At 71.0% G+C, this 22,266-nt stretch carries 12 protein-coding genes and 2 pseudogenes; 9 read left to right on the forward strand and 5 right to left on the reverse strand.

Annotated elements, in window-relative coordinates:
- Positions 1 to 2: 2 nt before the first annotated feature.
- From OG514_RS36345 to OG514_RS36365, 5 genes are all read left to right on the forward strand, one after another.
- The gene (locus tag OG514_RS36345; protein ID WP_266902143.1) at positions 3 to 2,198 is read left to right on the forward strand and encodes a discoidin domain-containing protein; all 2,196 of its coding nucleotides are present in this window, start codon (positions 3 to 5) and stop codon (positions 2,196 to 2,198) included.
- A 124-nt stretch (positions 2,199 to 2,322) separates the two neighbouring features.
- On the forward strand, positions 2,323 to 4,509 hold the full coding sequence (locus OG514_RS36350; protein WP_266902145.1) for a discoidin domain-containing protein: 2,187 nt from the start codon (positions 2,323 to 2,325) through the stop codon (positions 4,507 to 4,509).
- 27 nt (positions 4,510 to 4,536) lie between these two features.
- Positions 4,537 to 5,640: a DUF1996 domain-containing protein gene (locus OG514_RS36355; protein WP_266902147.1), complete on the forward strand. Its 1,104-nt coding sequence runs from the start codon at positions 4,537 to 4,539 to the stop codon at positions 5,638 to 5,640.
- 82 nt (positions 5,641 to 5,722) lie between these two features.
- Entirely contained in the window at positions 5,723 to 7,153 is a 1,431-nt protein-coding gene (locus OG514_RS36360; RefSeq protein ID WP_266902149.1) for a GH1 family beta-glucosidase, read from the forward strand.
- A gap of 197 nt (positions 7,154 to 7,350) precedes the next feature.
- On the forward strand, positions 7,351 to 11,136 hold the full coding sequence (locus OG514_RS36365) for a helix-turn-helix domain-containing protein (RefSeq protein WP_266902151.1): 3,786 nt from the start codon (positions 7,351 to 7,353) through the stop codon (positions 11,134 to 11,136).
- A gap of 141 nt (positions 11,137 to 11,277) precedes the next feature.
- Here the strand turns inward: OG514_RS36365 and OG514_RS36370 are convergent, their stop codons facing one another.
- The 3 genes from OG514_RS36370 to OG514_RS36380 all read right to left on the reverse strand — a co-directional run bounded on the left by OG514_RS36370 (position 11,278) and on the right by OG514_RS36380 (position 15,692).
- The gene (locus tag OG514_RS36370; protein WP_266902153.1) at positions 11,278 to 11,646 is read right to left on the reverse strand and encodes a hypothetical protein; all 369 of its coding nucleotides are present in this window, start codon (positions 11,644 to 11,646) and stop codon (positions 11,278 to 11,280) included.
- Between the two features lie 171 nt (positions 11,647 to 11,817).
- The gene (locus OG514_RS36375; RefSeq protein WP_266902155.1) at positions 11,818 to 13,638 is read right to left on the reverse strand and encodes an alkyl/aryl-sulfatase; all 1,821 of its coding nucleotides are present in this window, start codon (positions 13,636 to 13,638) and stop codon (positions 11,818 to 11,820) included.
- Positions 13,639 to 13,745: 107 nt separating this feature from the next.
- Positions 13,746 to 15,692, reverse strand: coding sequence for a SpoIIE family protein phosphatase (locus OG514_RS36380; RefSeq protein ID WP_266902157.1), 1,947 nt, complete (start codon positions 15,690 to 15,692; stop codon positions 13,746 to 13,748).
- A 425-nt stretch (positions 15,693 to 16,117) separates the two neighbouring features.
- Here OG514_RS36380 and OG514_RS36385 point away from each other — a divergent pair.
- Positions 16,118 to 16,691: pseudogene (locus tag OG514_RS36385) on the forward strand (NAD-dependent epimerase/dehydratase family protein); the annotation flags it as partial.
- Here OG514_RS36385 and OG514_RS36390 read toward each other — a convergent pair.
- A pseudogene (locus OG514_RS36390) lies at positions 16,688 to 16,810 on the reverse strand (ATP-binding protein); the annotation flags it as partial. The pseudogenes OG514_RS36385 and OG514_RS36390 overlap by 4 nt on opposite strands.
- 228 nt (positions 16,811 to 17,038) lie before the next feature.
- Between OG514_RS36390 and OG514_RS36395 the strand changes: the two are divergent.
- Positions 17,039 to 17,824: an alpha/beta fold hydrolase gene (locus OG514_RS36395; RefSeq protein WP_266902159.1), complete on the forward strand. Its 786-nt coding sequence runs from the start codon at positions 17,039 to 17,041 to the stop codon at positions 17,822 to 17,824.
- Between the two features lie 648 nt (positions 17,825 to 18,472).
- Here the strand turns inward: OG514_RS36395 and OG514_RS36400 are convergent.
- Positions 18,473 to 19,210 (reverse strand): MerR family transcriptional regulator, encoded by a 738-nt coding sequence (locus OG514_RS36400; RefSeq protein WP_266902161.1) that lies wholly within the window; start codon positions 19,208 to 19,210, stop codon positions 18,473 to 18,475.
- 54 nt (positions 19,211 to 19,264) lie between these two features.
- Here OG514_RS36400 and OG514_RS36405 point away from each other — a divergent pair, with 54 nt between their 5' ends.
- Both OG514_RS36405 and kdpB read left to right on the forward strand, forming a co-directional pair.
- A complete protein-coding gene (locus OG514_RS36405) occupies positions 19,265 to 19,552 on the forward strand; it encodes a hypothetical protein (RefSeq protein WP_266902163.1) in 288 nt (95 codons plus the stop codon).
- A 421-nt stretch (positions 19,553 to 19,973) separates the two neighbouring features.
- Complete coding sequence (kdpB, locus tag OG514_RS36410; protein ID WP_266902165.1) at positions 19,974 to 22,154, forward strand: potassium-transporting ATPase subunit KdpB; 2,181 nt, start codon at positions 19,974 to 19,976, stop codon at positions 22,152 to 22,154.
- Positions 22,155 to 22,266 lie beyond the last annotated feature (112 nt).

A 22,266-nucleotide genomic window follows, 5' to 3' on the forward strand; every position in this document is an offset into this window, starting at 1 on the left:
CCATGTCTTCCGTCGGGTCCCCGCCGGTCTTCCGGCGACCCGCCTCACGCGTCCGCCGGGCCACCGTCGGCGCACTTGTCACGTCACTGGCCGGCGGCCTGCTCGCCCTCGGTCCCGCCACGACGGCACAAGCGGCCCCCACCCTGCTCTCCCAGGGGAAGCCCGCGACCGCCTCCTCCACCGAGGGCGGCGCCTTCTCCGCCTCCGCCGCCGTCGACGGCGACCTCACCGGAACCCGCTGGGCCAGCGCCTGGCAGGACGCCCAGTGGATCCAGGTCGACCTCGGCAGCAGCGCCACGCTCAGCCACGCCGTCCTCAACTGGGAAGCGGCGTACGGCAAGAGCTACGACATCCAGGCCTCCGAGAACGGCACCGACTGGCGGACCGTCACCACCGTCAGCGCGGGCGACGGAGGCACCGACAACGTCACGCTCTCCGGCACCGGCCGCTACATCCGCATGAACGGCCTCACCCGCGCCACCGGATACGGTTTCTCCCTCTGGGAGTTCCAGGTCTACGGCACCACCGGCGGCACCGGCCCGACGCTCCCCGGCGGCGGCGACCTCGGCCCCAACGTGCACGTCTTCGACCCGTCCACACCGGGCGTCCAGGCGAAGCTGGACCAGGTCTTCCAGGAGCAGGAGTCGGCCCAGTTCGGCAGCGGCCGGCACGCCTTCCTCTTCAAGCCCGGCACGTACAACGGCCTCAACGCCCAGATCGGCTTCTACACCCAGATAGCCGGCCTCGGTCTGCGCCCCGGCGACACCACCATCAACGGTGACGTGACCGTCGACGCCGGCTGGTTCAACGGCAACGCCACCCAGAACTTCTGGCGCGGCGCGGAGGGCCTGACCCTCAACCCGGTGAACGGCACCGACCGTTGGGCCGTCTCGCAGGCCTCCTCCTTCCGTCGCATGCACGTCAAGGGCGGCCTGAACCTCGCGCCGAACGGCTACGGCTGGGCCAGCGGCGGCTACATCGCCGACTCCAAGGTCGACGGCCAGATCGGCAACTACTCCCAGCAGCAGTGGTACACGCGGGAGAGCTCCATCGGCGGTTGGTCCAACAGCGTCTGGAACCAGACCTTCTCGGGCGTCGAGGGTGCTCCGGCCACCTCCTTCCCCGAGCCCCGCTACACCACGCTCGACACCACGCCGACCTCCCGCGAGAAGCCGTACCTCTACCTCGACGGCAACGAGTACAAGGTCTTCGCCCCCGCCAAGCGCGTCAACGCCCGCGGCACCAGCTGGGCCAACGGCGCCCCGCAGGGCGAGTCGATCCCGCTGAGCCAGTTCTACGTGGTCAAGCCGGGCGCCACCGCCGCCACCATCAACCAGGCGCTGGCCCAGGGCCTGCACCTGCTGTTCACACCGGGCGTCTACCACGTCGACCAGACCATCAACGTGAACCGCGCCAACACCATCGTGCTCGGCCTCGGCCTCGCCACCATCATCCCGGACAACGGCGTCACCGCGATGAAGGTCGCCGACGTCGACGGCGTCCGCCTCGCCGGCTTCCTGATCGACGCCGGCCCGGTCAACTCGCCGGTCCTGCTGGAGCTCGGACCGCAGAACTCCGCCGCCGACCACACCGCCAACCCCACCACCGTGCAGGACGTGTACGTCCGCATCGGCGGCGCGGGCGCGGGCAAGGCCACCACCAGCGTGGTCGTGAACAGCGACGACGCCATCATCGACCACACCTGGGTGTGGCGCGCCGACCACGGCGAGGGCGTCGGCTGGGAGACCAACCGGGCCGACTACGGCGTCCGCGTCAACGGCGACGACGTCCTCGCCACCGGTCTGTTCGTCGAGCACTTCAACAAGTACGACGTCGAGTGGTACGGCGAGCGCGGCCGCACGATCTTCTACCAGAACGAGAAGGCGTACGACGCCCCCAACCAGGCCGCCATCCAGAACGGCTCGACGAAGGGGTACGCCGCCTACCGGGTCGACGACTCCGTGAACACCCACGAGGCCTGGGGCCTCGGCAGCTACTGCAACTACAACGTGGACCCGACGATCGTCCAGGACCACGGCTTCAAGGCACCCGTCAAGCCGGGGGTGAAGTTCCACAGCCTCCTGGTCGTGTCCCTCGGCGGAATGGGCCACTACAACCACGTCATCAACGACACAGGGGCCTCCACCATCCCCGCCGGCACCTCCACCGTGCCGTCCACCGTCGTCTCCTTCCCCTGACGGTCCCGCCGGGACGCCCCGCCCATCCGGGGCGTCCCGGCCCTCCCACCCCTTCCGGGCGGCGCCCAGTCCCCGCCGCGCCGCCCGGAAGGCGATCCCCCTCCCCCTCCGTCCAGGAGCCGCCATGACCGCGCCCCATGCCCCCACGACACGAAGGCGCCGCGCACGCGACCGCGCCCGTACGACAGGCTCACTCGTCTCCCTGGGTGCCCTGCTCGCCACCTCGGCGACGGCGCTGACCGCCGCCCCGGCCACCGCCGCCGAGACCCTCCTGTCCCAGGGGAAGACCGCCACCGCCTCGTCGAGCGAGGGCGCCGCCTGGGCCGCCTCCGCCGCGGTCGACGGCGACCTCACCGGAACCCGCTGGGCGAGCCAGTGGACCGACGGCCAGTGGATCCAGGTCGACCTGGGCAGCAGCGCCGACATCAGCCGCGTCGTCCTCAACTGGGAGGGCGCCTACGGCAAGGCGTACGACATCCAGCTCTCCGACAACGGGACCGACTGGCGCACCGTCAAGTCCGTGACCTCGGGCGACGGGGGCACCGACGACCTCGCGGTCACCGGCAAGGGCCGCTACGTACGCCTCCAGGGGGTCACCCGGGGCACCGGCTACGGCTACTCCCTTTGGGAGTTCCAGGTGTACGGCGGCGGGTCCACGCAGCCCGAACCCGGCGGCGCCGTCCGTGTGAGCGGCACGCAGGGCAACTGGCAGCTGACGGTGGGCGGGCAGCCGTACACCGTCAAGGGCGTCACCTGGGGCCCCGCGATGGCCGACGCCCCCCGCTACATGCCGGACGTGAAGTCCATGGGCGTCAACACCGTCCGCACCTGGGGCACGGACGCCGGCACCAAGCCGCTGCTCGACGCGGCGGCCGCCAACGGCGTCAAGGTGATCAACGGCTTCTGGCTCCAGCCCGGCGGCGGCCCGGGCTCCGGTGGCTGCGTCAACTACGTGACGGACACCGCGTACAAGAGCAGCTCGCTCACCGAGTTCGCGAAGTGGGTCGACACCTACAAGTCCCACCCCGCCACCCTCATGTGGAACGTCGGCAACGAGTCGGTCCTCGGTCTGCAGAACTGTTACAGCGGCGCCGAGCTGGAGGCCCAGCGCAACGCGTACACGACCTTCGTCAACGACGTCGCCAAGAAGATCCACTCCATCGACCCCGACCACCCCGTGACCTCCACGGACGCGTGGACCGGCGCCTGGCCCTACTACCAGCGCAACGCGCCCGACCTGGACCTCTACTCGATGAACGCCTACGGCGACATCTGCGGGGTCCGCGAGGACTGGGTGGAGGGCGGCTACACCAAGCCGTACATCATCACCGAGACCGGGCCGGCCGGCGAGTGGGAGACCCCCAAGGACGCCAACGGCGTCCCCGACGAGCCCACCGACGTGCAGAAGGCCGACGGGTACACCAAGGCCTGGAACTGCGTCACCGGCCACCAGGGCGTCGCCCTCGGCGCGACCGTCTTCCACTACGGCATCGAGCACGACTTCGGCGGCGTCTGGTTCAACCTGCTCCCCGACGGCCTCAAGCGCCTCTCGTACTACTCCCTCAAGAAGGCGTACACCGGCTCCGTCGCCGGCGACAACACCCCGCCGGTCATCAGCAACATGACGGTCACCCCCGCCGGATCCGCCCCGGCCGGCGGCGAGTTCACGGTCCGCGCCGCCGTCCGCGACCCCGACGGCGACCCCGTCACCACCAAGATCCTCCTGAGCGGCAACTACGCCAACGGCGACAAGCGCCTGATCGACGCCCCGTACCGCTCCCTCGGCAACGGCACCTTCGCGGTCACCGCGCCCGAGAAGCTCGGCGTGTGGAAGGTGTACGTCCAGGCCGAGGACGGCCGCGGCAACGCCGGCATCGAGACGAAGTCAGTCAAGGTCGTCGCCCCGCCGGTCGCCGGCACCAACATCGCCCTGAACAAGCCCACCACCGCCTCCTCCGCGCAGGCCTCCTACGGCGACTGCCCCTGCCCGGCGACCAACGCGACCGATGGCAACACCACCACCCGCTGGGCCAGCGACTGGAGCGACCCGCAGTGGATCCGGGTCGACCTCGGCTCGGTCCGCTCCTTCAACCGGCTCCAGCTGGTCTGGGACCCGGCCTTCGCCCGCGCCTACGAGGTCCAGGTCTCCGACGACGGCGACACGTGGCGGACCATCCACGCCACCACCACAGGCAACGGCGACATCGACACCATCGAGACCGGTGCCACCGCACGGTACGTCCGGCTCCAGCTCACCGCGCGCGGCACCGGCTGGGGCTACTCGCTCCACGAGTTCGGCATCTACAGCTGACCCCCTGAGGAGAACGAGGAGATCACGATGAGAATCCGCGGCCGGACCCTGTCCGCCTTACTGCTCAGCGCCGCCCTGGGCGTCTCCGCCCTGACGGTCGACACCTACACCGCGGCCACCGCCCACGGGGAGACCACCGCCCCGGCCGCCGCCCACGGGGCGCACGCGGCGGGCGCGGCCCAAGGCCACGTCATGGCGGCCTCCGCGCTCCCCTCGGGGGACGACGCCGACGGCGACGGCTACATCCCGGCCGTACCCCAGGTCACCGGTGTGACCCCGTCCACGGCCACCCCGCCCCCGGCCTACCATCACGAGTTCCAGGCCGGCTGCTCGGTCACCCACACCGCGCCGGACGACCCGATCGTCTACCCGGGCCAGTTCGGCAAGTCCCACGACCACACGTTCATGGGCAACACCTCCACGAACGCCGCCAGCACCACCGGCTCGCTCTACGGAGGCAGCACCACCTGCAAGGCGCCCGCGGACGCCTCCGCGTACTGGATGCCCTCGCTGTACAAGGGCGACCAGAAGATCCTGCCCGTCGGCCCGCAGGTCATCTACTACAAGGCGGGCGTCACCGACTACCGGAGCGTGCGGCCCTTCCCCAAGGGTCTGCGGTTCGTCGTCGGCAACCCGATGCAGACCGCCGAGGAGTTCCGCAGCCACAAGGGGTTCGTCGAGGGCTGGGAATGCGGTGACAGCTTCTTCAACACCGACATCCCGGCGAGCTGTCCGAGCCGGCCCGACGTTCAGCTCAACCTGCGCATGCAGGCCCCCAGCTGCTGGAACGGCCTGTACCTCGACACCCCCGACCACAAGAGCCACATGGCGTACCCGGTGGTCAAGCCCGGCACCAACGACAACATGTGCCCGGCCTCCCACCCGGTCGCGCTGCCGATGATCGAGTTCAAGATGGCGTGGCCGGTCAACGGCGACATGAGCCAGGTCCGCCTGGCCAGTGGCCGCGGCTACTCCTTCCACTACGACTTCTTCAACGCGTGGGAGGAGCGCACCCTCAAAGCCCTCGTCGACCACTGCATCGTCGGCGGCCTGCAGTGCGACACACGGGGCTTCGACCTGTACCGCCCCGAACGCGGTGTCGTGCTCGACGAGAACCACCGCCTGCCCTGATCCGTCTCCCGCACCCGGCCCGGACGCCCGCGAGGGCGGCCGGGCCGCTTTCCCGTCCGCCGCCTCGACACAGGAGCACCCCATGACCGCGCCCGCACCGTCCGCCACCGCCCACCACGACGCGCTCATCGACCTCCTCCCGCCGCACTTCCGCTTCGGCGCCGCCACGTCCGCCTTCCAGATCGAGGGGGCCACCGCCGAGGACGGGCGCACCCCGTCGATCTGGGACACCTTCTGCCGTATCCCCGGCGCCGTCGACAACGGCGACACCGGAGACGTGGCCTGCGACCACTACCACCGGATGCCCGAGGACGTGGCCCTGCTCGCCGCCCTCGGCCTCGACACGTACCGCTTCTCCGTCTCCTGGTCCCGCGTCCAGCCGCACGGGCGGGGGCCGGCCAACCCGGCGGGGATCGGTTTCTACGACCGCCTCGTCGACGAGCTCCTCGCGCACGGCATCACCCCCTGGCTCACCCTGTACCACTGGGATCTGCCGCAGGAGCTCCAGGACGCGGGCGGCTGGCCCGCCCGCGACACCGCCCACCGGTTCGCCGACTACGCGGAACTCGTCCACGAGCGGCTCGGCGACCGCGTCACCCACTGGACCACCCTGAACGAACCGTTCTGCTCGGCCGTCCTCGGCCACGTCGAAGGCGTCCACGCTCCCGGGGGCCGCTCCTTCGCCGACGGGGTGCGTGCCGTGCATCACCTGCACCTCGCCCACGGACTCGCGGTCCAGCGCCTGCGCTCCGCCGCCCGCCGCCCCCTCGACCTGGCCGTCACCCACCTCCTCGGCACCAGCCGGCCCGCCACCGAATCGGCGGCCGACCGCGAGGCCGCGCGCCGGGCCGACGCCCTCGGATTCCGCTTCTACCTCGACCCGATCCTGCGCGGCCGGTACCCGCAGGACCTCGTGGACGACCTGGCCGTGCGGGGCCTGGAGATCCCGGTCAAGGAGGGCGACCTGGAGATCATCTCCAGCCCTGTCGACACCCTGGGCGTCAACTACTACCGCTCGATGCGCACTTCGGGAGTCGACGAGCACGGCGCCACCGCGGACGCACACGGCATCCCCGTCACCCGGAACCTGCCGCACGGCGGCCTGCCGGTCACCGGCCTCGGCTGGGAGGTGATGCCGCACGACCTCACCGACCTGCTGCTGCGCATCTCCCGCGACTATCCCGCCACACCGATGGTGATCACCGAGAACGGCGCCTCGTACGAGGACGTTCCCGACGCCCACGGCTACGTCGAGGACTCCGACCGCACCGCCTACCTCGCGTCCCACCTCGCCGCCGTGGCCGAGGCCCGCACCCGGGGCGCCGACGTCCGTGGCTACTTCGCCTGGTCGCTCCTGGACAACTTCGAGTGGGCGTACGGCTACGACAAGCGCTTCGGTCTCGTCCGCGTCGACTACGCCACCCAGACCCGTACACCCAAGCGCAGCGCCCTGTGGCTGCGCGACACGGCCCACCGCGTCCGCACCGGCGCACGGGAGACACCCCTGGGGTGACTCGGGGGGCCTGGGTCACGGAGGGGGGTGAAGACCGGTGCTCCGACGGACAGTCGCGGCGGCCCCGTTCCGGCGACAAGACGGTCCGGCCGTCCCATACGGCGCGAAAGCGCCTTGCTTGCCCTGCCCCGGTACCGCTTGAGTGCAAGATCGGCAGGCAACCGGTCGGCGGTGCCGCCTGGCAGAGGGGCGCACCCGTGGGACGTCAGGAAAAGCCACTGGACCCCGATACGGGACCGGTGGCCCGGCTCGCCCATGACCTGCGCCGACTACGCCAGGAAGCGGGTGGCCCCACCTACGCCGCGCTGGCTCGCAGGGCCGGTTACTCGGTGGCGACCTTGTCACGGGCCGCGGCGGGCGAACAGCTGCCCTCGCTGCCGGTTGTGCGGGCATACGCGACCGCCTGCGGCGCGGACCCCACCGTCTGGGAGGGACGCTGGCACGCCGTGTCCCAGGAACTGGCCGTACGGGAGCACGAGGACGACACCCCGTCCCCGTACCGAGGTCTCGCCCGGTTCGAACCGGGCGATCAGGACGTCTTCTTCGGGCGCGACCGGCTCAGCGACGATCTCCACGCTCTGGCGCACGAGCACCGCGTGGTCGCCGTGCTCGGTCCCTCCGGAAGCGGCAAGTCCTCCCTCCTTCGCGCCGGCCTGATCCCCCGACTCCGCCGGCCCTCCCACCCGGAAGGCACCGGTCCACGCGTAGCGGCGGTCCGGATCCTCACCCCCGGAGCTCACCCCCTCGACACCCACCTGCCGGCCCTCGTCCCCGCGGACGGCGAAGGTGACACCTGGGTGATCGTGGATCAGTTCGAAGAAGTCTTCACCCTCTGTACCGTCCCCGACCAGCGCGCCGCCTTCATCGCCGCCCTGCTTGCCGCGGAGCGGGCCGACAGCCGGCTGCGCGTGGTCCTCGGCATCCGGGCGGACTTCTACGGCCCGTGCCTCGAACACCCGGAGCTGGCCGCCGTGATCCGTGCGGCCGGCCTGCCGGTCGGTCCGATGAGCGAGTCGGAACTGCGTCAGGTGATCACCAAACCGGCTGCCGCGCACGGTCTGATCGTCGAGCGCGGTCTGACGGCCCGTCTCCTCGACGAGGTCACCGCGGAACGCACCGCCCTCCCGTTGCTGTCCCACGTCCTGCTGGAGACCTGGCGTCGACGCCAGGGTCGTACCCTCACCCTCGACGCCTACGAACTGGCCGGCGGACTGCGGGGATCCATCGCCCAGAACGCGGAATCCGTCTACGCCCGGCTCGACGAGGACCGGCGGGATCTGGCCCGCAGGATGCTGCTCCGCCTGGTCACGCCGGGCGAGGGCACTCCGGACACCCGGCGTCCCACCACCCGCGTCGAAGTCGACGACCTCGGCCCTGAGGCGAGGGAAGTCCTCGCCCACCTCGTGCGCGGCCGCCTCGTCACCCTCGATCACGAAGGCGTCGATCTGACGCACGAGGCGCTCATCACCGGCTGGCCCCGCCTCGCCCGGTGGATCGAGGAAGACCGCGACCACCTCCGCCTCCACCGCCGCCTCACCGAGGCAGCGGAGCTGTGGAACGCGGTGGACCGCGACCCGGGCGCACTGCTGCGCGGCACCCGGCTGACGGCTGCCACCCAAGCCTTCGCGCCGCCCGAACGGAAGAGCGAACTCATCGGAGTCGAAAGTGCGTTCCTGGAGACGAGCGCACGGGCCAGGCGTCGGCAGATCCGCATCACGCGCGCCACCACCGGCGTTCTCGGCGTCCTCGTGATCCTCTCGATCCTGGGAACGGCGATCGCCCTGCAGGAGAACCGCGCCAAGAACGAGCAACGGGCGCAGAACGCGGCACGTCGCACCGCGACCGTCGCCGACAGCCTGCGCACCACCGACCCCACACTGGCCGCACGGCTCAGCATCGCGGCATGGCGCCTCGGTCCCACCCAGGAGAGCCGCGCCGCCCTCCTCGCGACCCTGGGACAGTCGAGCGAGCCGGACTTCACCCCCCTCACCCGGAACACCGAGACCTCCCACGCGTCCCTGAGCCCCGATGGAACGACCCTCCGGGTGCAGCAGGGCGAGCACGTGCAGGAATGGAATACGGCCACCCACGCGAGACGGGCCCCGTACTCCCTTCGCGGCGCGGCGACGGCGTACACCGGCGACGACCCCCGTTTCGTCGCGTCCGCCGCGGGAATCCCGACATGGAGCCCGGACGGTCGGCGGGCCGCTGCCGCGTCCTCAGGGGTCGGCGGGATCGCGGTGTGGGACGTGCCGACGGGTGTACGACGTGTCGTTCCGGTTCCGGAGGCCGACGGCACCCAACAGATCGCCCTGGATCGCGGGGGCCACCGCATCGCCTTCGCCCTGGGCGGCCGTTCGGAGGTCTGGGACGTGCCGGGCAAGCGGCGCCTCCTGACCCTCCCGGGCGCTCGGGACGTCACAGAAGCCGTCGCCCTGAGCGAGGACGGCCGCCTGCTGGCCCGGTGCGGTACCGGTGACCGTGTCGAGATCCGGCACCTGCCCGACGGGAGACTCCGTCCTCTCGAAACCCCGGCCGTGCCGGAGGAGGTCCGCAGACCGCCGTGCCGACCCGGCTCCCTGCGATTCAGCCCCGACGGCAGAACCCTGGCCGTGTTGAGGGATTCCGGCGTCGAACGGATCGACACCGTCACCGGGGCGACCCTGCCGGAACTCGCGCAGAGCGGGCTCTCGGAAGTCTCCTTCAGCCGGGACTCCCGCTTTCTCGCCGGCCTGACGAACGACGCACTCCTGTTGTGGCGAAACACCCGCGACCCGGACGACGTGCCGGACGCCTTCGACGGCTCTCAGGGCGTGCACGTGCTGAGGGTGGCCGTTCCTCAGGACAAGCCCTACGACGTACGCGTCGACACCACCGCCGGGGTCATCCGGTACCTGGGCGCGGCCGGGCGGACCGTGCGGACCGTGAACGCACGCAGCGTCCTCACCGCCCCATGGCAGGACGGAAACGGCGACCCGGCCCGGCTCAGTCCCGACGGCGACGTCGTTGCCATGGCGAGGATCGACGGCCGACGTCTGTGGTTCGAACTCCGTACGACCAAGGGCGGCAGGCTGCTGGGCAGAACGCCGGCCGTGGGCTTCGACCACGCCCGGGCCCTCCGGCCCGTCGCGTCCTTCAGCCCGGACGGAAGATTCTTCGCCTTCACGGTCTACGCCGAGGGCTCCGGCGCGCGAGCGGTACGCGTCACCCCTCCGAACGTCCAGATGTGGGACGTCCGGGCCCGCCGCCCGATGCCGGCCGTGCCGTCGACCCCCGGGCGGGAAGCACCCGATTCCCTCGGTGTCCTGAGCGGCAAGGGAACCCCGGTCGTCTACGGCATCGTCGCCGGGTCCGTCTGGGACCTCACCCACTCCAGACGGCTCACGGACTTCCGGGAAGGGTCCGCCGCGACACGACTGACCGTCCACCCGACCCGGCCGCTCATCGCACTCAACGACGGAATCGTCCTGCGCCTGCCACAGGCCCAGCAGGTCCGGGAGAGAACGGAGAGGGACTTCGGCGACGCCATGGCCTTCAGCCACGACGGCGACATCCTCGCCGTGGCCGACGGGTCGGGCCGCGTCCGGCTCTACGACGGTGCGATGAAGTCCCCGCGAGGTGTGCTGAGCGACGGCCTCTCCGACGGCCCGGACAGTTCGCCGACGCCTGTCACCGCCCTCGCCTTCTCCCCCGACGGCCGCACACTCGCGGTCGGGACGCGGACAGGCCGTATCAGGTTGTGGGACGTTCCCTCCCGCGCTCCCCTCGGCGCGCCCCTGCCCACCGGTGGTGACAGGGTGAGAGAGCTCGCCTTCTCGCGGGACGGCGAGACCTTGTACACCCAAGGAGCACACACGCGTCTCGCCGCCCGGGCACTGGCCCCCGAGCGACTCGCGACCGATCTGTGCACCCGCTTCGGCCCGCTCTCACCCCGGCAGTGGGCCACTTACATCCCGGACCATCCACACCGGGCGACCTGCTGAGCGGGCAGGGCGGCCTCACCCGGCCCACGGGCCGGTAGCGGTGATGACGGCCGACTCGGATGAGGCACACAGGGGCGGCTCCTGTGCCGCGGTGGGGTCGCACGCGTCCGTGCGACCCCACCGCCCCCCGTCAGGCCGTGTTCAGGACTTCCAGGACGAGCACCCCTTGTGGTCCTCGCACACCCGGAACCGCTTCACGTCGACCGACGCCCAAGTACTGTTGCCGACGTTGTCGTGCCCGGTTCCGTCCCAGAGGCGGTTACCGGTCTGACCGTTGACGAGGTCGTACTCCGCGTAGACACCGTTGCCGTCACGCTCGCCGTCGTACACGTACACGTACCGGCCGTCCACGTAGGCGTAGTCGTCCCCGTGGGCCTTCGATCCGGTGACCGCGGACGCCGGCGCCGCCCCGAGCGCCGCGACGGCCAGCGCGCCGAGCGCGACGACAGCCATCCGGACGGACGTCCTCGCACCGGCCGGAATCCTGGAGGTGCGCTGTGCAGTGAACATCTCGTTCCCCTTGTGAAGTGAAGGCGCTTCAGTGCGCCGGCAGGACCGCCAGTCGGCCCGACGACCCCAGTCTTCAACCGGGCGGTTTTGTCTCGCAGCCCTGTTCAGAGGCGTGAAACAATCACTGGCGACCTGCGCGGGTGCACGGGAGGGAGACCTCCGGTCACACGGTCAGGGGGTGACGATCGGGAAGCTCGGGTCCGGCTTCGCCACGTACGAGAAGAGGCGGGCCAGCAGCTCCGGGTCGCCGTCGACGACCACCCCGTCCACGCCCTTCCCGGCCAGGACACCGAGGAGCCGTGCCTTCGTCAGGGTGAGGGTCAGACCGGCGGGAGTCCGGGGTTCGCCCTCCACGGTCCGATGGGTGAGGGCGCCGTTGTGCAGGGTGAGGCGATGACGGGCGTTCTCGTCGATGAGCACGAGATCGATCGTGATGTCCTCGTCCCAGGCGCGCGGCCCGTCGACCCGGATGGCGATCGAGTCCACGAGCATGGGGACCGTGAGCGCCATGAACATCTCGGGGTTGGACAGGTCGACGATGTCGGAGGACGGGCCGTCACGGAGTTCCTTCGCCCCCGTCAGGTAGAAGTTCCGCCAAGTGGCGTTCTCGGCACCGTGTCCGAGCGCGTCGTACACCCCGGCGAGAGCGGTCTTCGCCTCCGCGTTCTCCGGATCGGCGAAGACGAGGTGGTTGAGCACCGTCGCGGCGAACCGCAGATCACCGCTCTCGATGTACGTGCGCGCCTTGGCGAGTGCTTCGGCGGGGCCGCCGGCCAGGTCCACGTACCGCACCGCGAGTTCCACCGGCGGGTGCTCCCAGAGGTGGGCGGGGTTGCCGTCGTACCAGCCGAGGTAACGCTGGTAGATCGCCTTGGTGTTGTGGCTGAGTGAACCGTAGTAGCCGCGGGCGTGCCAGGACTTCTGCAGGGCGGGCGGCAGTTCGATCCGCTCGGCGATCTCGACGCCGGTCAGGCCGTCGTTGAGCAGCCGCAGCGTCTGGTCGTGCATGTACGCGTACAGGTCACGCTGCTCGGAGAGGAACCGCACCACGTTGTCGTGGCCCCAGGTCGGCCAGTGGTGGGAGGCGAAGCCGACGTCGTAGCGCCCGTGGAAGTACTCGATCGCCTCGTCGAGGTAGCGGGCCCAGATCCGCGAGTCGCGGACGACGGCGCCGCGTAGGGTCAGGACGTTGTGCATGTTGTGCGTGGCGTTCTCGGCCAGGCACAGGGCGCGGTGGTCGGGGAAGAGGAAGTTCATCTCGGACGGCGCCTCGGTGCCCGGCGTCAGCTGGAAGACGATCCGCACCCCGTCGACCGTCTCCTCCTGGCCGGTCTCGGTGATGTCCACGGTCGGCGGGACGAGGGCGATGACGCCGGTCGAGGTGGCCTGCCCGAGGCCCACGCCGATCTGGCCCGCCGGCGAGGTGGGGAGCATGACGCCGTACATGTAGCCGGCGCGGCGGCCCATGGCGTTGCCGGCGTAGACGTTCTCGCTGACCGCGTGTTCCAGGAAACCGGCCGGCGCGAGGATCGGTACACCCTCCTCGGTGCCGTGCGGGAGCACGCCACGGGCGCCGCCGAAGTGGTCGCCGTGCGAATGGGTGTAGATCAGCCCGGTGACCGGGCGGTCGCCACGGTGCTCCCGGTAGAGCGCGAGGGCCGCGGCGGCGGTCTCGGCGGAGATGAGCGGGTCGATGACGACGATCCCGCGCTCCCCCTCGACGATCGTCATGTTGGAGAGGTCCAGGCCGCGAACCTGGTAGATGCCCTCGGTGACCTCGTACAGGCCCTGTCGGGCGCAGAGCTGCCCCTGGCGCCACAGGCTCGGGTGCGCGGTGTCGGGGCAGTCGCCCTTGAGGAAGGCGTAGGTGTCGTTGTCGTAGACGACACGGCCGTCCGCCGCCTTGACGACGCCTGGGACGAGAGCGCTGATGAACCCCCGATCGGCGTTCTCGAAGTCCGTCGTGTCCTCGAACGAGGGCAGGGTGCTCATACGGCCGCTCCGTTGCGTGGTCTGGCGCACTGTCGCTCCATAGGATCATTCCTTTGCAATCCGTGCATATTGCGGCAAATGCCACCCTTGCGCCCCCGCCCGTCGCATCAGATTTCGGCCCACACCGTCTTTCCGTCGTCGGCGTAGCGCACGCCCCAGTTCTCCGCGACGGTGGCGCAGATGAGCAGTCCGCGGCCGCCTTCGTCGACGGCTCTGGCGTGCCGGAGATGCGGGGCGGCGGCGCCGGCGTCGCTGACCTCGCAGATGAGCCCCACTGAAACAGCTGAATCCGCGATGAGTCGGAGCGTGATGGGGGCCGCGCCGTAGCGGATCGCGTTGGTGACGAGTTCGCTGGCCACCAGCGTCGCCGTGAAGGCGTCGGCGGGGTGTCCCCACTGTCGGAGGCGCGACTCGACATGACTCCGTGCGGTGGCGACGGCCGAGAAGTCGAAGGGAACGGTCCACTCGGCCAGTTCGCTCGGCGGCAGGTGGCGTGTGCGGGCGACCAGCAGGACCCGGTCGGGGGCCAGGAGCCGGTCCACGTCGTCCGCCATGGCCTCCGGGGTGCGTTCGGGGTGGACAAGGGCGTTGACGACGGCTGCCGTTGACGGGCCGTCGTCGACGGATGCCGCCGCGGAGGCCATGCAGAGGATGCTTCCTGCGGGCAGGAAGTGCGAGGAGCAGGCGAAGGGCGGCCCCTCGGCCCCGAGCAGGGGGCCGTCGTCGACCGGCTCCGTGTCGACTGTTCCGTCGGGGTGGACGACGACGAACAACGAACGGCCGGCACGTGCGATGTCCAGCCGCCCGCCGACCGGGTCGTGGACGGCGATCGTGCAGCTCGCGGTCGGGACGCCCGCGTCGGACGGATCGTCCTGTTCGGCGGCGAGCCGGAGGGTGGTGGCGTGGAGCCGAGCGAGCAGTTCGTGCGGGTCGAGATCGAGGGTGGTCAGACTGTTGACGGCGGTCCGCAGCCGGCTCATGGTGGCGACGGAACTCAGTCCCGCGTGCTCGACCTGGCCCACGACGAGCGCGACTCGCGCCCCCGGAAGGGGGATGACGTCGAACCAGGAGCCGGCGCCGCGTCCGCCGGACCGGTGCCGCTGGGCGACTTCGACGGCCCTCTGGGTGATCCGCTCGGGGCGCAGCGGCCAGCTCTGCAGCGCCGTCATCACGATGTGCTCGCGGGTGAACCGCAGGGCGTTCTCCAGGCAGGTCACCGTACGGGCGGCCATGCCGTCGACGAGATCGAGGTCGTCGGCCCGGTACGGCTCGGCCCCTGCCGGGCGGTGGAAGGCGACGGCACCGAAGATCTGCCCGCGAACCGCCAACGGCGCCGCGATCCCGGTACCGGTGTCGCGTCCGCCCGTCACTGACAGGATCGAGGAAGCGGTCGCGGACAGGGCGTCTCCGAAGACACCGGGAAGCAGGATGGCTCCTGCCTCCGGAACGGGCATGTCCCCGCCCGCGCTCCCGGCCGCCGCGCAGCGCAGGAGCGGCACGCTGTCCTGTGCCTGTAGACCGGGCTCCTTTCCCTGCAGTACGGCGTCGGTGAGGGCGACGACGGCCCAGTCGGCGAAGTCGGGCACCGTCACATCGACGAGTTCCCGGGCCGTGCGCTCCACATCGAGGCTGGAGCCGATCCGTTCGCGGGCGCTGTGCAGCAGTCGAAGCCGGTCCTGTGCGCGTTCGCGCTCGGTCACGTTCGTGCTCGTGACGACCACCCCGAGTGCGTGCCCCGCACGGTCTTCGAGTCGGTGCGCGGACTGCGAGAAGACCCGCCTGCTCTGCGGATCGGCAGGAGGACGGCTCGTGACGAGTCGTTCGATCACCGGGCGTCCCGTGGCGAGGACCTCGCGCAGCATGGTCCCGTCGACACGGACCCCGACAGGGGCATAGGCCTCCGCCGCCGGCAGCCCGACCATGCGCTCCGCCTGGACGCCGAGCAAGCCGAGGGTGACCGCGTTCACGCGGACGATCCGCAGATCCGTGTCCAGGACGTGGAGTCCCACGTCGGACTGTGCGAAGACGGCGTCGAGGATCGCCTCGTCCCACACACTCCGTCGGCCGCGTTCCGCGTCGGTGGCGTCCGGTTCCGGTCGGCTACGTCGCCCAGGACCGTCGCGGCCCCCCTGTTCGCGGGGTTCTTGGGGGTGTGCGTTCACCCGTCCCTCCCACCCGTCACGACGTGCGGGCACAAGGACCGGGACAGATCGTCGCCGATCGAAGCGCCTCGCTGGGCTCATCGCCTGGACCTGCCGACTCGGCCGGCGCGCTCCTCCCGGTGGTGGCCTGGGGTGCGTGGGCCATGCGTCTCCCTCTCCGAGGTGCGGCCGCGCCGGGCGACTCGACGCGGCCCTGATCCCGAGCCTGGCGCAGGACGGGCGCCCTCAGCGAGGTGGACGGGGCCGTTCGAGTGAATGAGTAGTCAACGATCTTCTTACGGATCCGTGACGCGCGGCCCGTCGGGCGCCTCGCCGGAGACCCGCGGAACGTCTACGCCACCACCAAGCTCGCCCAGGAGCATCTGGCGGCCTCGTGGGCCCGCGCGATCGGCGGACGCGTGATCTCTTTGCGTTACCACAACGTCTACGGGCCGGGGATGCCCCGCGACACTCCGTACGCGGGCGTGGCCGCCCTGTTCCGGTCCGCGCTCGCGCGAGGGGAGGCGCCGCGCGTCTTCGAGGACGGGGGGGCAGCGGCGGGACTTCGTCCACGTACGGGACGTGGCCTCGGCCAACGCCGTGGCGCTGGACGTCTTGGCGGATCGGCCGGGCTTCGCGGCGTACAACGTCGGCAGCGGCGACCCGAGGACCGTCGGCGACATGGCCGAGGCGCTGGCCGCCGCGTGCACGGGCCCGGCCCCGGTCGTCACCGGCGAGTATCGGATGGGCGACGTCCGGCACATCACCGCCGACTCCACGCGGCTGCGCCGCGAGCTGGGCTGGCGACCGACGGTGCCGTTCGCCACCGGGACGGCCGAGCTCGCGCCCGGCACCGCGGACCCGCCCCTCCAGGCGGCTGGGCTCGTTTCTCATCCGAAAGAGACGGGCTAGCCCTCCGGCGCGGGCAGGGTCAGTTCGAAGCGGCAGCCGCCGGAGACGTTACGGACGTCCGCCCGGCCGGAGTGGGCCTCGACGATGCCCCTGACGATCGCCAGGCCGAGGCCCGTCCCTCCATCTGGCCGACCTTTCCTACGGGCGGCGGGTGACGATCGGCAAGCGTGATGACCACCCCGGCGGAGCCCGCGGGAAGGGCTGACTTCCCCGGAATGGACGCCCCCCTGACCGGGGCGGCAACTCTGCCTCCCCTCCGGGGATTTGGCCCGTGTGATACTCGCCGCGTGAGGTCGATCTACCGCAGCACAGCCGGTCGGGATGCCGTTCGGCACTGGTGTGCCGAAATGCTGGCATCTTGGCGCGTTCCCCATGAGCGGCTGACGTTCGAGGCCCATGGTGCAGACACCCATGTGGTCGTCGCGGAGGGCAGTGGCCCGACCGTGGTGGTCGTACCCGGCACGAACTTCAACGCGGCCACGGTCCTCCCGCTGGCGACAGCGCTCGCCCGTCGGTACCGGACCGTGCTCGCCGACGTCCCGGGGCAGCCGGGACTGAGCTCGGACGAGCGCGGTCTGGCCGAAGGCCGGCTCGACTGGTACGGAAGCTGGCTCTCCGAGGTCGTCGAGAAGTGCGCGGCGGGGCCGGGTCCCGTGATCGTGCTGGGCCACTCCTTCGGCGCGGCGATCGCCCTGTCCAGCGCCTCCCCCCGCATCGACGGACAGGTACTCGTCTCCCCCGGCGGTCTGACCCGGCTGCGTCTGACACCCGGTGTGCTGGGGGCCTCCGCCGCCTGGCTCGCACTACCGCGGCCCCGGCACAGCGCTCGGCTCCTGCGCACCATGTACGCCGGCAGCGGCACGCCCCGGCCCGAACTCGTGGACTGGATGACGCTCGTCGCACGTCACGCCAGGTCCAGCGGAGCCCCGGGACTGGCCACCGTGCCCGACCGGCGCGTCCCCCGCCGGGTCGTCACGGGCGAGCACGATGTCTTCCTGCCACCGCGCCGCCTCGAAGACGCGGTACGGCGACGACTCGGAGTCGAGCTCGGCATCGTCGAAGGCGCCGGACACCTCGTGATCGAGGAGGAACCCGACCTCCTCGCCGATCTCGTGGGGCGCGTGACCCGCTAGGTTCCGTCCCGGGCGAACCGTCCCAGCGGCGGTCGTGGCGTCAGGGCGACGGCAGGATTCCACCGGATGGGCGCCGTCGATGCCCTCCGACGTCCGGGCTTCCCCCTTGGACGACTCACTTCGCGACATGGGCTGCGGGCTGACGCTCCTGCTGATCCTGTTCGGGGCGGTCACGGCCTGGAGAAGCGCGATGGGGCCGGCGGTGGGGCCGTCCGGTCCGCGACCCCCTCGTGATCGCGGACCGGGACGGCCCACCGGTCGTACAACCGTCGTCGGTGTGGTGGTGACGGTCCGGGCCGTCGTATCCGGACCGTGCGCGTCACCGGTGGTGGTGACCACCCATCCTGCATGAGGCGGGCTTCCCGCTGCCCAGAACTCTGGACGTCCTCTACTCGCTGACCATTTTCGTCGTCGGGCACACCACCGCGCAGGCGGGCCATGTCGGCGGGGCCGACAGCATGGCCTCGCTGGACCCTGACACGTACCCGCCGCTGGTCGCCGCCCGCGAGTCGGGCGAGAACGCCGCCCCGGGCGCGCTTCGACTGCGCACTCGACGCGCTGCTGTCCGGGTTCGAGAGCGAACTCGCCTTCGCCGCCTCCCGCCGGGGCGACAGCCGCGGCGATCCGCGCCCCCTGAAGTCCCGCCGATCATGCCTCCGGTCGAGCGCGAATGAGGGTGTCGAGTCGCCGCCAGGCCGGGGACGAGGCGTTGACCGTCGCCTGGACGAGTGCGGGGATCTCGGAGGCCGGGTCCAGCTCGGGCAGCTCATCGGGGCCGCTTCCGTAGCGTTCCCGCGTCGCCTCGACGATGCGTTGGGCGAGTTCGTCGATGCGCGGATCCCGGGCGTCGAGGTCGTGCGCGCGGTCGTAGTCGAGGAAGAGCTGTCGCAGCGCCGGGTCGGCGAGGGACTCCGACTGGTCGCGAAAGAGAGCGCCCGCGTGCTCCGGCTGGGTGGCGAAGACCAGGATCCACAGATCGCGTTGGAGCTCCACCCAGCGCGGGGTGAATCCCCAGTCGGCCAGCTGCTCCAGGTGGGTGGCGACCTCGGCAGGCACGGCTGCCGACTCCCCCGCGGCGAGTCGGCGCAGGCGCCCCTGTGTCGCCCTCAGGTCACGGATGCGGGCGGTGAGCTCCTCGTCGATCCCGTGCAGCGCCTGTCGGAACTCCTCATCGGTCGCTGACTTCAGGTCCTGGATGCGGGCCAGGGGGACGCCTGCCTGGGCGAGCGTCCGGATCTTGATGAGGTCGATGACGTCGTCGGCGCCGTATCGCCGGTAGCCGGACGCGTCCCGGTCGGGCTCGGAGAGTAGTCCCTTGTCGTGGTAGACGCGGATGGTTTTGATCGATACTCCGACGTAGCCGGCCAGCTGCCCGATGGTGATCACCCGACCATCGTCCCACTTGACCTTTCCCCTGGGGCAGGGTCGCATCATGGCGACATGGAGAACGTGAACATCGATCGGGAGACCCTGCGCGAGCTCGCCGACGCGGGCAACGAATCCGCGCTGGACCGGCTGGCCGACCTCGTGGACGCAGCCGGTGACCTGGACGAACTGAGCGAACTGCTGGACGAGGGATCCCCGCGCGCCGGGTTCCTCCTCACCCGCCGCGCGGCCGCGACCGGCGACCTGCGCGAGCTGCAACGTATCGCCGACGCCGGGTACGACGAGGCCGGAAGCGAGCTGGAGCGGCTGCTGAAGGCATCGGGTGACGGGCACCGGGACTGACGGCCGCCGGGACGTCCGCGTGCCCCAGGACACCGCCCGACGGCATTGACGCGGTCCTGATGCTCCGCCGGTCCGATTTGACGGGCCCTTGACAGTAAGAACCAACGTCCGTCAGAGGGCCGTAAATTCGGGCGCTCCAGTGCCGCCGACGGCTTCCCGTGGGCCTAGTTTTCTTCTCGGTCGCTCACCGGCCCGTGGACGTCAGTGGCCTGATCGTCCCCGGACCGCGGGGGCACGGCAGTCCTCCCATCCGACTCCTGTGCCCCCGCTCCGCGAGCGTCGCTGTCCGTCCGCAGCCGTCCCGTGGGCCTCGGAGAATCTCCGCGTGCCCACGGGGCGCGGACGAGGGCGGCCCTGCCCTGCTCTCCCGGCCTGCGCCGATCGGGCGCGACGGCCGGGCTTCATCAGAAGGTCTTCCGCGATGCATTCCCCCGCGCCCCAGCAGGCGCCCTCCGCTCCCCCGACGCCGAACGCGCCGTCCGCTCCTGCCGCGCCGCCCCGCTACCCGACCCCCGCACCGAAGCGGCGGCGCTCGGCGCAGGGTGGGCTGCTCGACCCCGTACAGCTGGTGACGTGCTTCCCCGATGCCGTGCGCAAGCTGCATCCGCGGGCCCTGGTACGGAATCCGGTGCTGTTCGTCGTCGGCGTCGGTTCGGTGCTCACCACACTGTCGGCGGTCTTCAACCCGTCCGTGTTCACCTGGGTGATCAGCGTCTGGCTGTGGCTGACGGTCATCTTCGCCAACCTCGCCGAGGCCGTGGCGGAGGGCCGCGGGAAGGCGCAGGCCGAGTCGCTGCGCAAGGCGCGTACGGACACGGTGGCGCTGCGGCTGAAGCACTGGCGGTACGGCACGGACCTCGACCGGGCCGAGACGGAGGCCGTAGCCGCCACCGACCTCCAGCTCTTCGATTTCGTGCTGGTCGAGGCGGGCGAGCTGATCCCGGCCGACGGCGATGTCGTCGACGGCGTCGCGGCGGTCGACGAGTCCGCCGTGACCGGCGAGTCCGCGCCGGTCATCCGCGAGTCGGGCGGCGACCGGACGGGAGTGACGGGCGGTACGACGGTGCTGTCGGACCGGATCGTCGTACGGGTGACCTCGCGCCCCGGCCACTCCTTCATGGACCGGATGATCGCCCTGGTCGAGGGCGCCTCCCGGCAGAAGACACCGAACGAGATCGCGCTGAACATCCTGCTCGCCGCGCTCACCGTCGTCTTCGTCCTGGTCGTCGTCGCGATCCAGCCCATGGCCGCGTACGCCGGCGCGGCCCCCTCCACCACCGTCCTCGTCGCCCTGCTCGTGACCCTGATCCCGACGACGATCGGCGCGCTGCTCTCCGCGATCGGCATCGCGGGCATGGACCGGCTCGTGCAGCGCAACGTCCTCGCCATGTCGGGCCGCGCGGTCGAGGCCGCGGGCGACATCAACACCCTCCTCCTCGACAAGACCGGCACCATCACTCTCGGCAACCGCGAAGCCGCCGACTTCGTCCCGCTGCCCGGTGTCGAGGAGGCACAGCTCGCGAACGCCGCGCAGCTGGCCTCCCTCGCCGACGAAACACCCGAGGGCCGGTCCGTGGTGATCCTCGCGAAGGAGCGGTACGGGCTGCGCGCCCCGGCCGAGGGCGAGTTGTCGAACGCCCGGTTCGTGGAGTTCAGCGCACAGACCCGGATGAGCGGTATCGACCTGCGCTGGGACAACGGCGCCGCCTGCCACATCCGCAAGGGCGCGACGGCGCAGGTCATCGCCTGGGTCGAGATGTACGGCGGGAGGGTGCCGGGCGAAGCGCGTGCCTGGAGCGACCGGATCTCCGGGGCCGGCGGCACGCCGCTCCTGGTCGCCGTCAACGACTGGGACGGCCCGCGCGTCCTCGGGATCGTCCACCTCAAGGACGTGGTGAAGGACGGCATCAGGGAGCGGTTCGCGGAACTGCGCCGCATGGGCATCCGTACGGTCATGATCACCGGCGACAATCCGCTGACCGCGCGCGCCATCGCTCACGAGGCCGGGGTCGACGACTACCTGGCCGAGGCGACCCCCGAGGACAAGCTGGCGCTCATCAGGAAGGAGCAGGCCGGTGGCAAGCTGGTCGCGATGACCGGTGACGGGACGAACGACGCCCCGGCCCTCGCGCAGGCCGACGTCGGTGTCGCGATGAACACGGGCACATCGGCCGCGAAGGAGGCCGGCAACATGGTCGACCTCGACTCCAACCCGACCAAGCTCATCGAGATCGTCGAGATCGGCAAGCAACTCCTCATCACCCGGGGCGCGCTGACGACCTTCTCGATCACCAACGACGTCGCGAAGTACTTCGCGATCATCCCGGCCATGTTCACGGGCGCCTATCCGGGCCTGGAGGCGCTCAACATCATGGGGTTGCACAGCCCGACCTCGGCGATCACCTCGGCCATCATCTTCAACGCCCTGATCATCGTGGCCCTGATCCCCCTCGCCCTGCGCGGTGTCCGGTACCGGCCCGCCTCCGCCCACGACCTGCTCCGCCGCAACCTCACGGTGTACGGCCTCGGCGGACTCGCCCTGCCCTTCCTCGGGATCAAGGTCATCGACCTGATCGTCTCCACCGTCCCCGGCCTCGGGTGAAGATTCGTCAGGAGGGCGTCAGAGAAACGTCGTTCGGGTTGTCCGGGAGGTCCGCCGCGGGTTCGATGGGAAGCATGAACAGCGCGTGGCTCCTGCTCGACCGGCCGCCCCA

This window comes from Streptomyces sp. NBC_00572 (assembly GCF_026341815.1).
Taxonomy (GTDB): Bacteria; Actinomycetota; Actinomycetes; order Streptomycetales; family Streptomycetaceae; genus Streptomyces.

Excerpts from the sequence above, each read along its gene's own strand:
- OG514_RS36345 (WP_266902143.1), top strand. The coding sequence starts at position 3 with ATGTCTTCCGTCGGGTCCCCGCCGGTCTTCCGGCGACCCGCCTCACGC.
- OG514_RS36350 (WP_266902145.1), top strand. The coding sequence starts at position 2,323 with ATGACCGCGCCCCATGCCCCCACGACACGAAGGCGCCGCGCACGCGAC.
- OG514_RS36355 (WP_266902147.1), top strand. The coding sequence starts at position 4,537 with ATGAGAATCCGCGGCCGGACCCTGTCCGCCTTACTGCTCAGCGCCGCC.
- OG514_RS36360 (WP_266902149.1), top strand. The coding sequence starts at position 5,723 with ATGACCGCGCCCGCACCGTCCGCCACCGCCCACCACGACGCGCTCATC.
- OG514_RS36370 (WP_266902153.1), bottom strand. The coding sequence starts at position 11,646 with ATGTTCACTGCACAGCGCACCTCCAGGATTCCGGCCGGTGCGAGGACG.
- OG514_RS36375 (WP_266902155.1), bottom strand. The coding sequence starts at position 13,638 with ATGAGCACCCTGCCCTCGTTCGAGGACACGACGGACTTCGAGAACGCC.
- OG514_RS36395 (WP_266902159.1), top strand. The coding sequence starts at position 17,039 with ATGCTGGCATCTTGGCGCGTTCCCCATGAGCGGCTGACGTTCGAGGCC.
- OG514_RS36405 (WP_266902163.1), top strand. The coding sequence starts at position 19,265 with ATGGAGAACGTGAACATCGATCGGGAGACCCTGCGCGAGCTCGCCGAC.
- kdpB (WP_266902165.1), top strand. The coding sequence starts at position 19,974 with ATGCATTCCCCCGCGCCCCAGCAGGCGCCCTCCGCTCCCCCGACGCCG.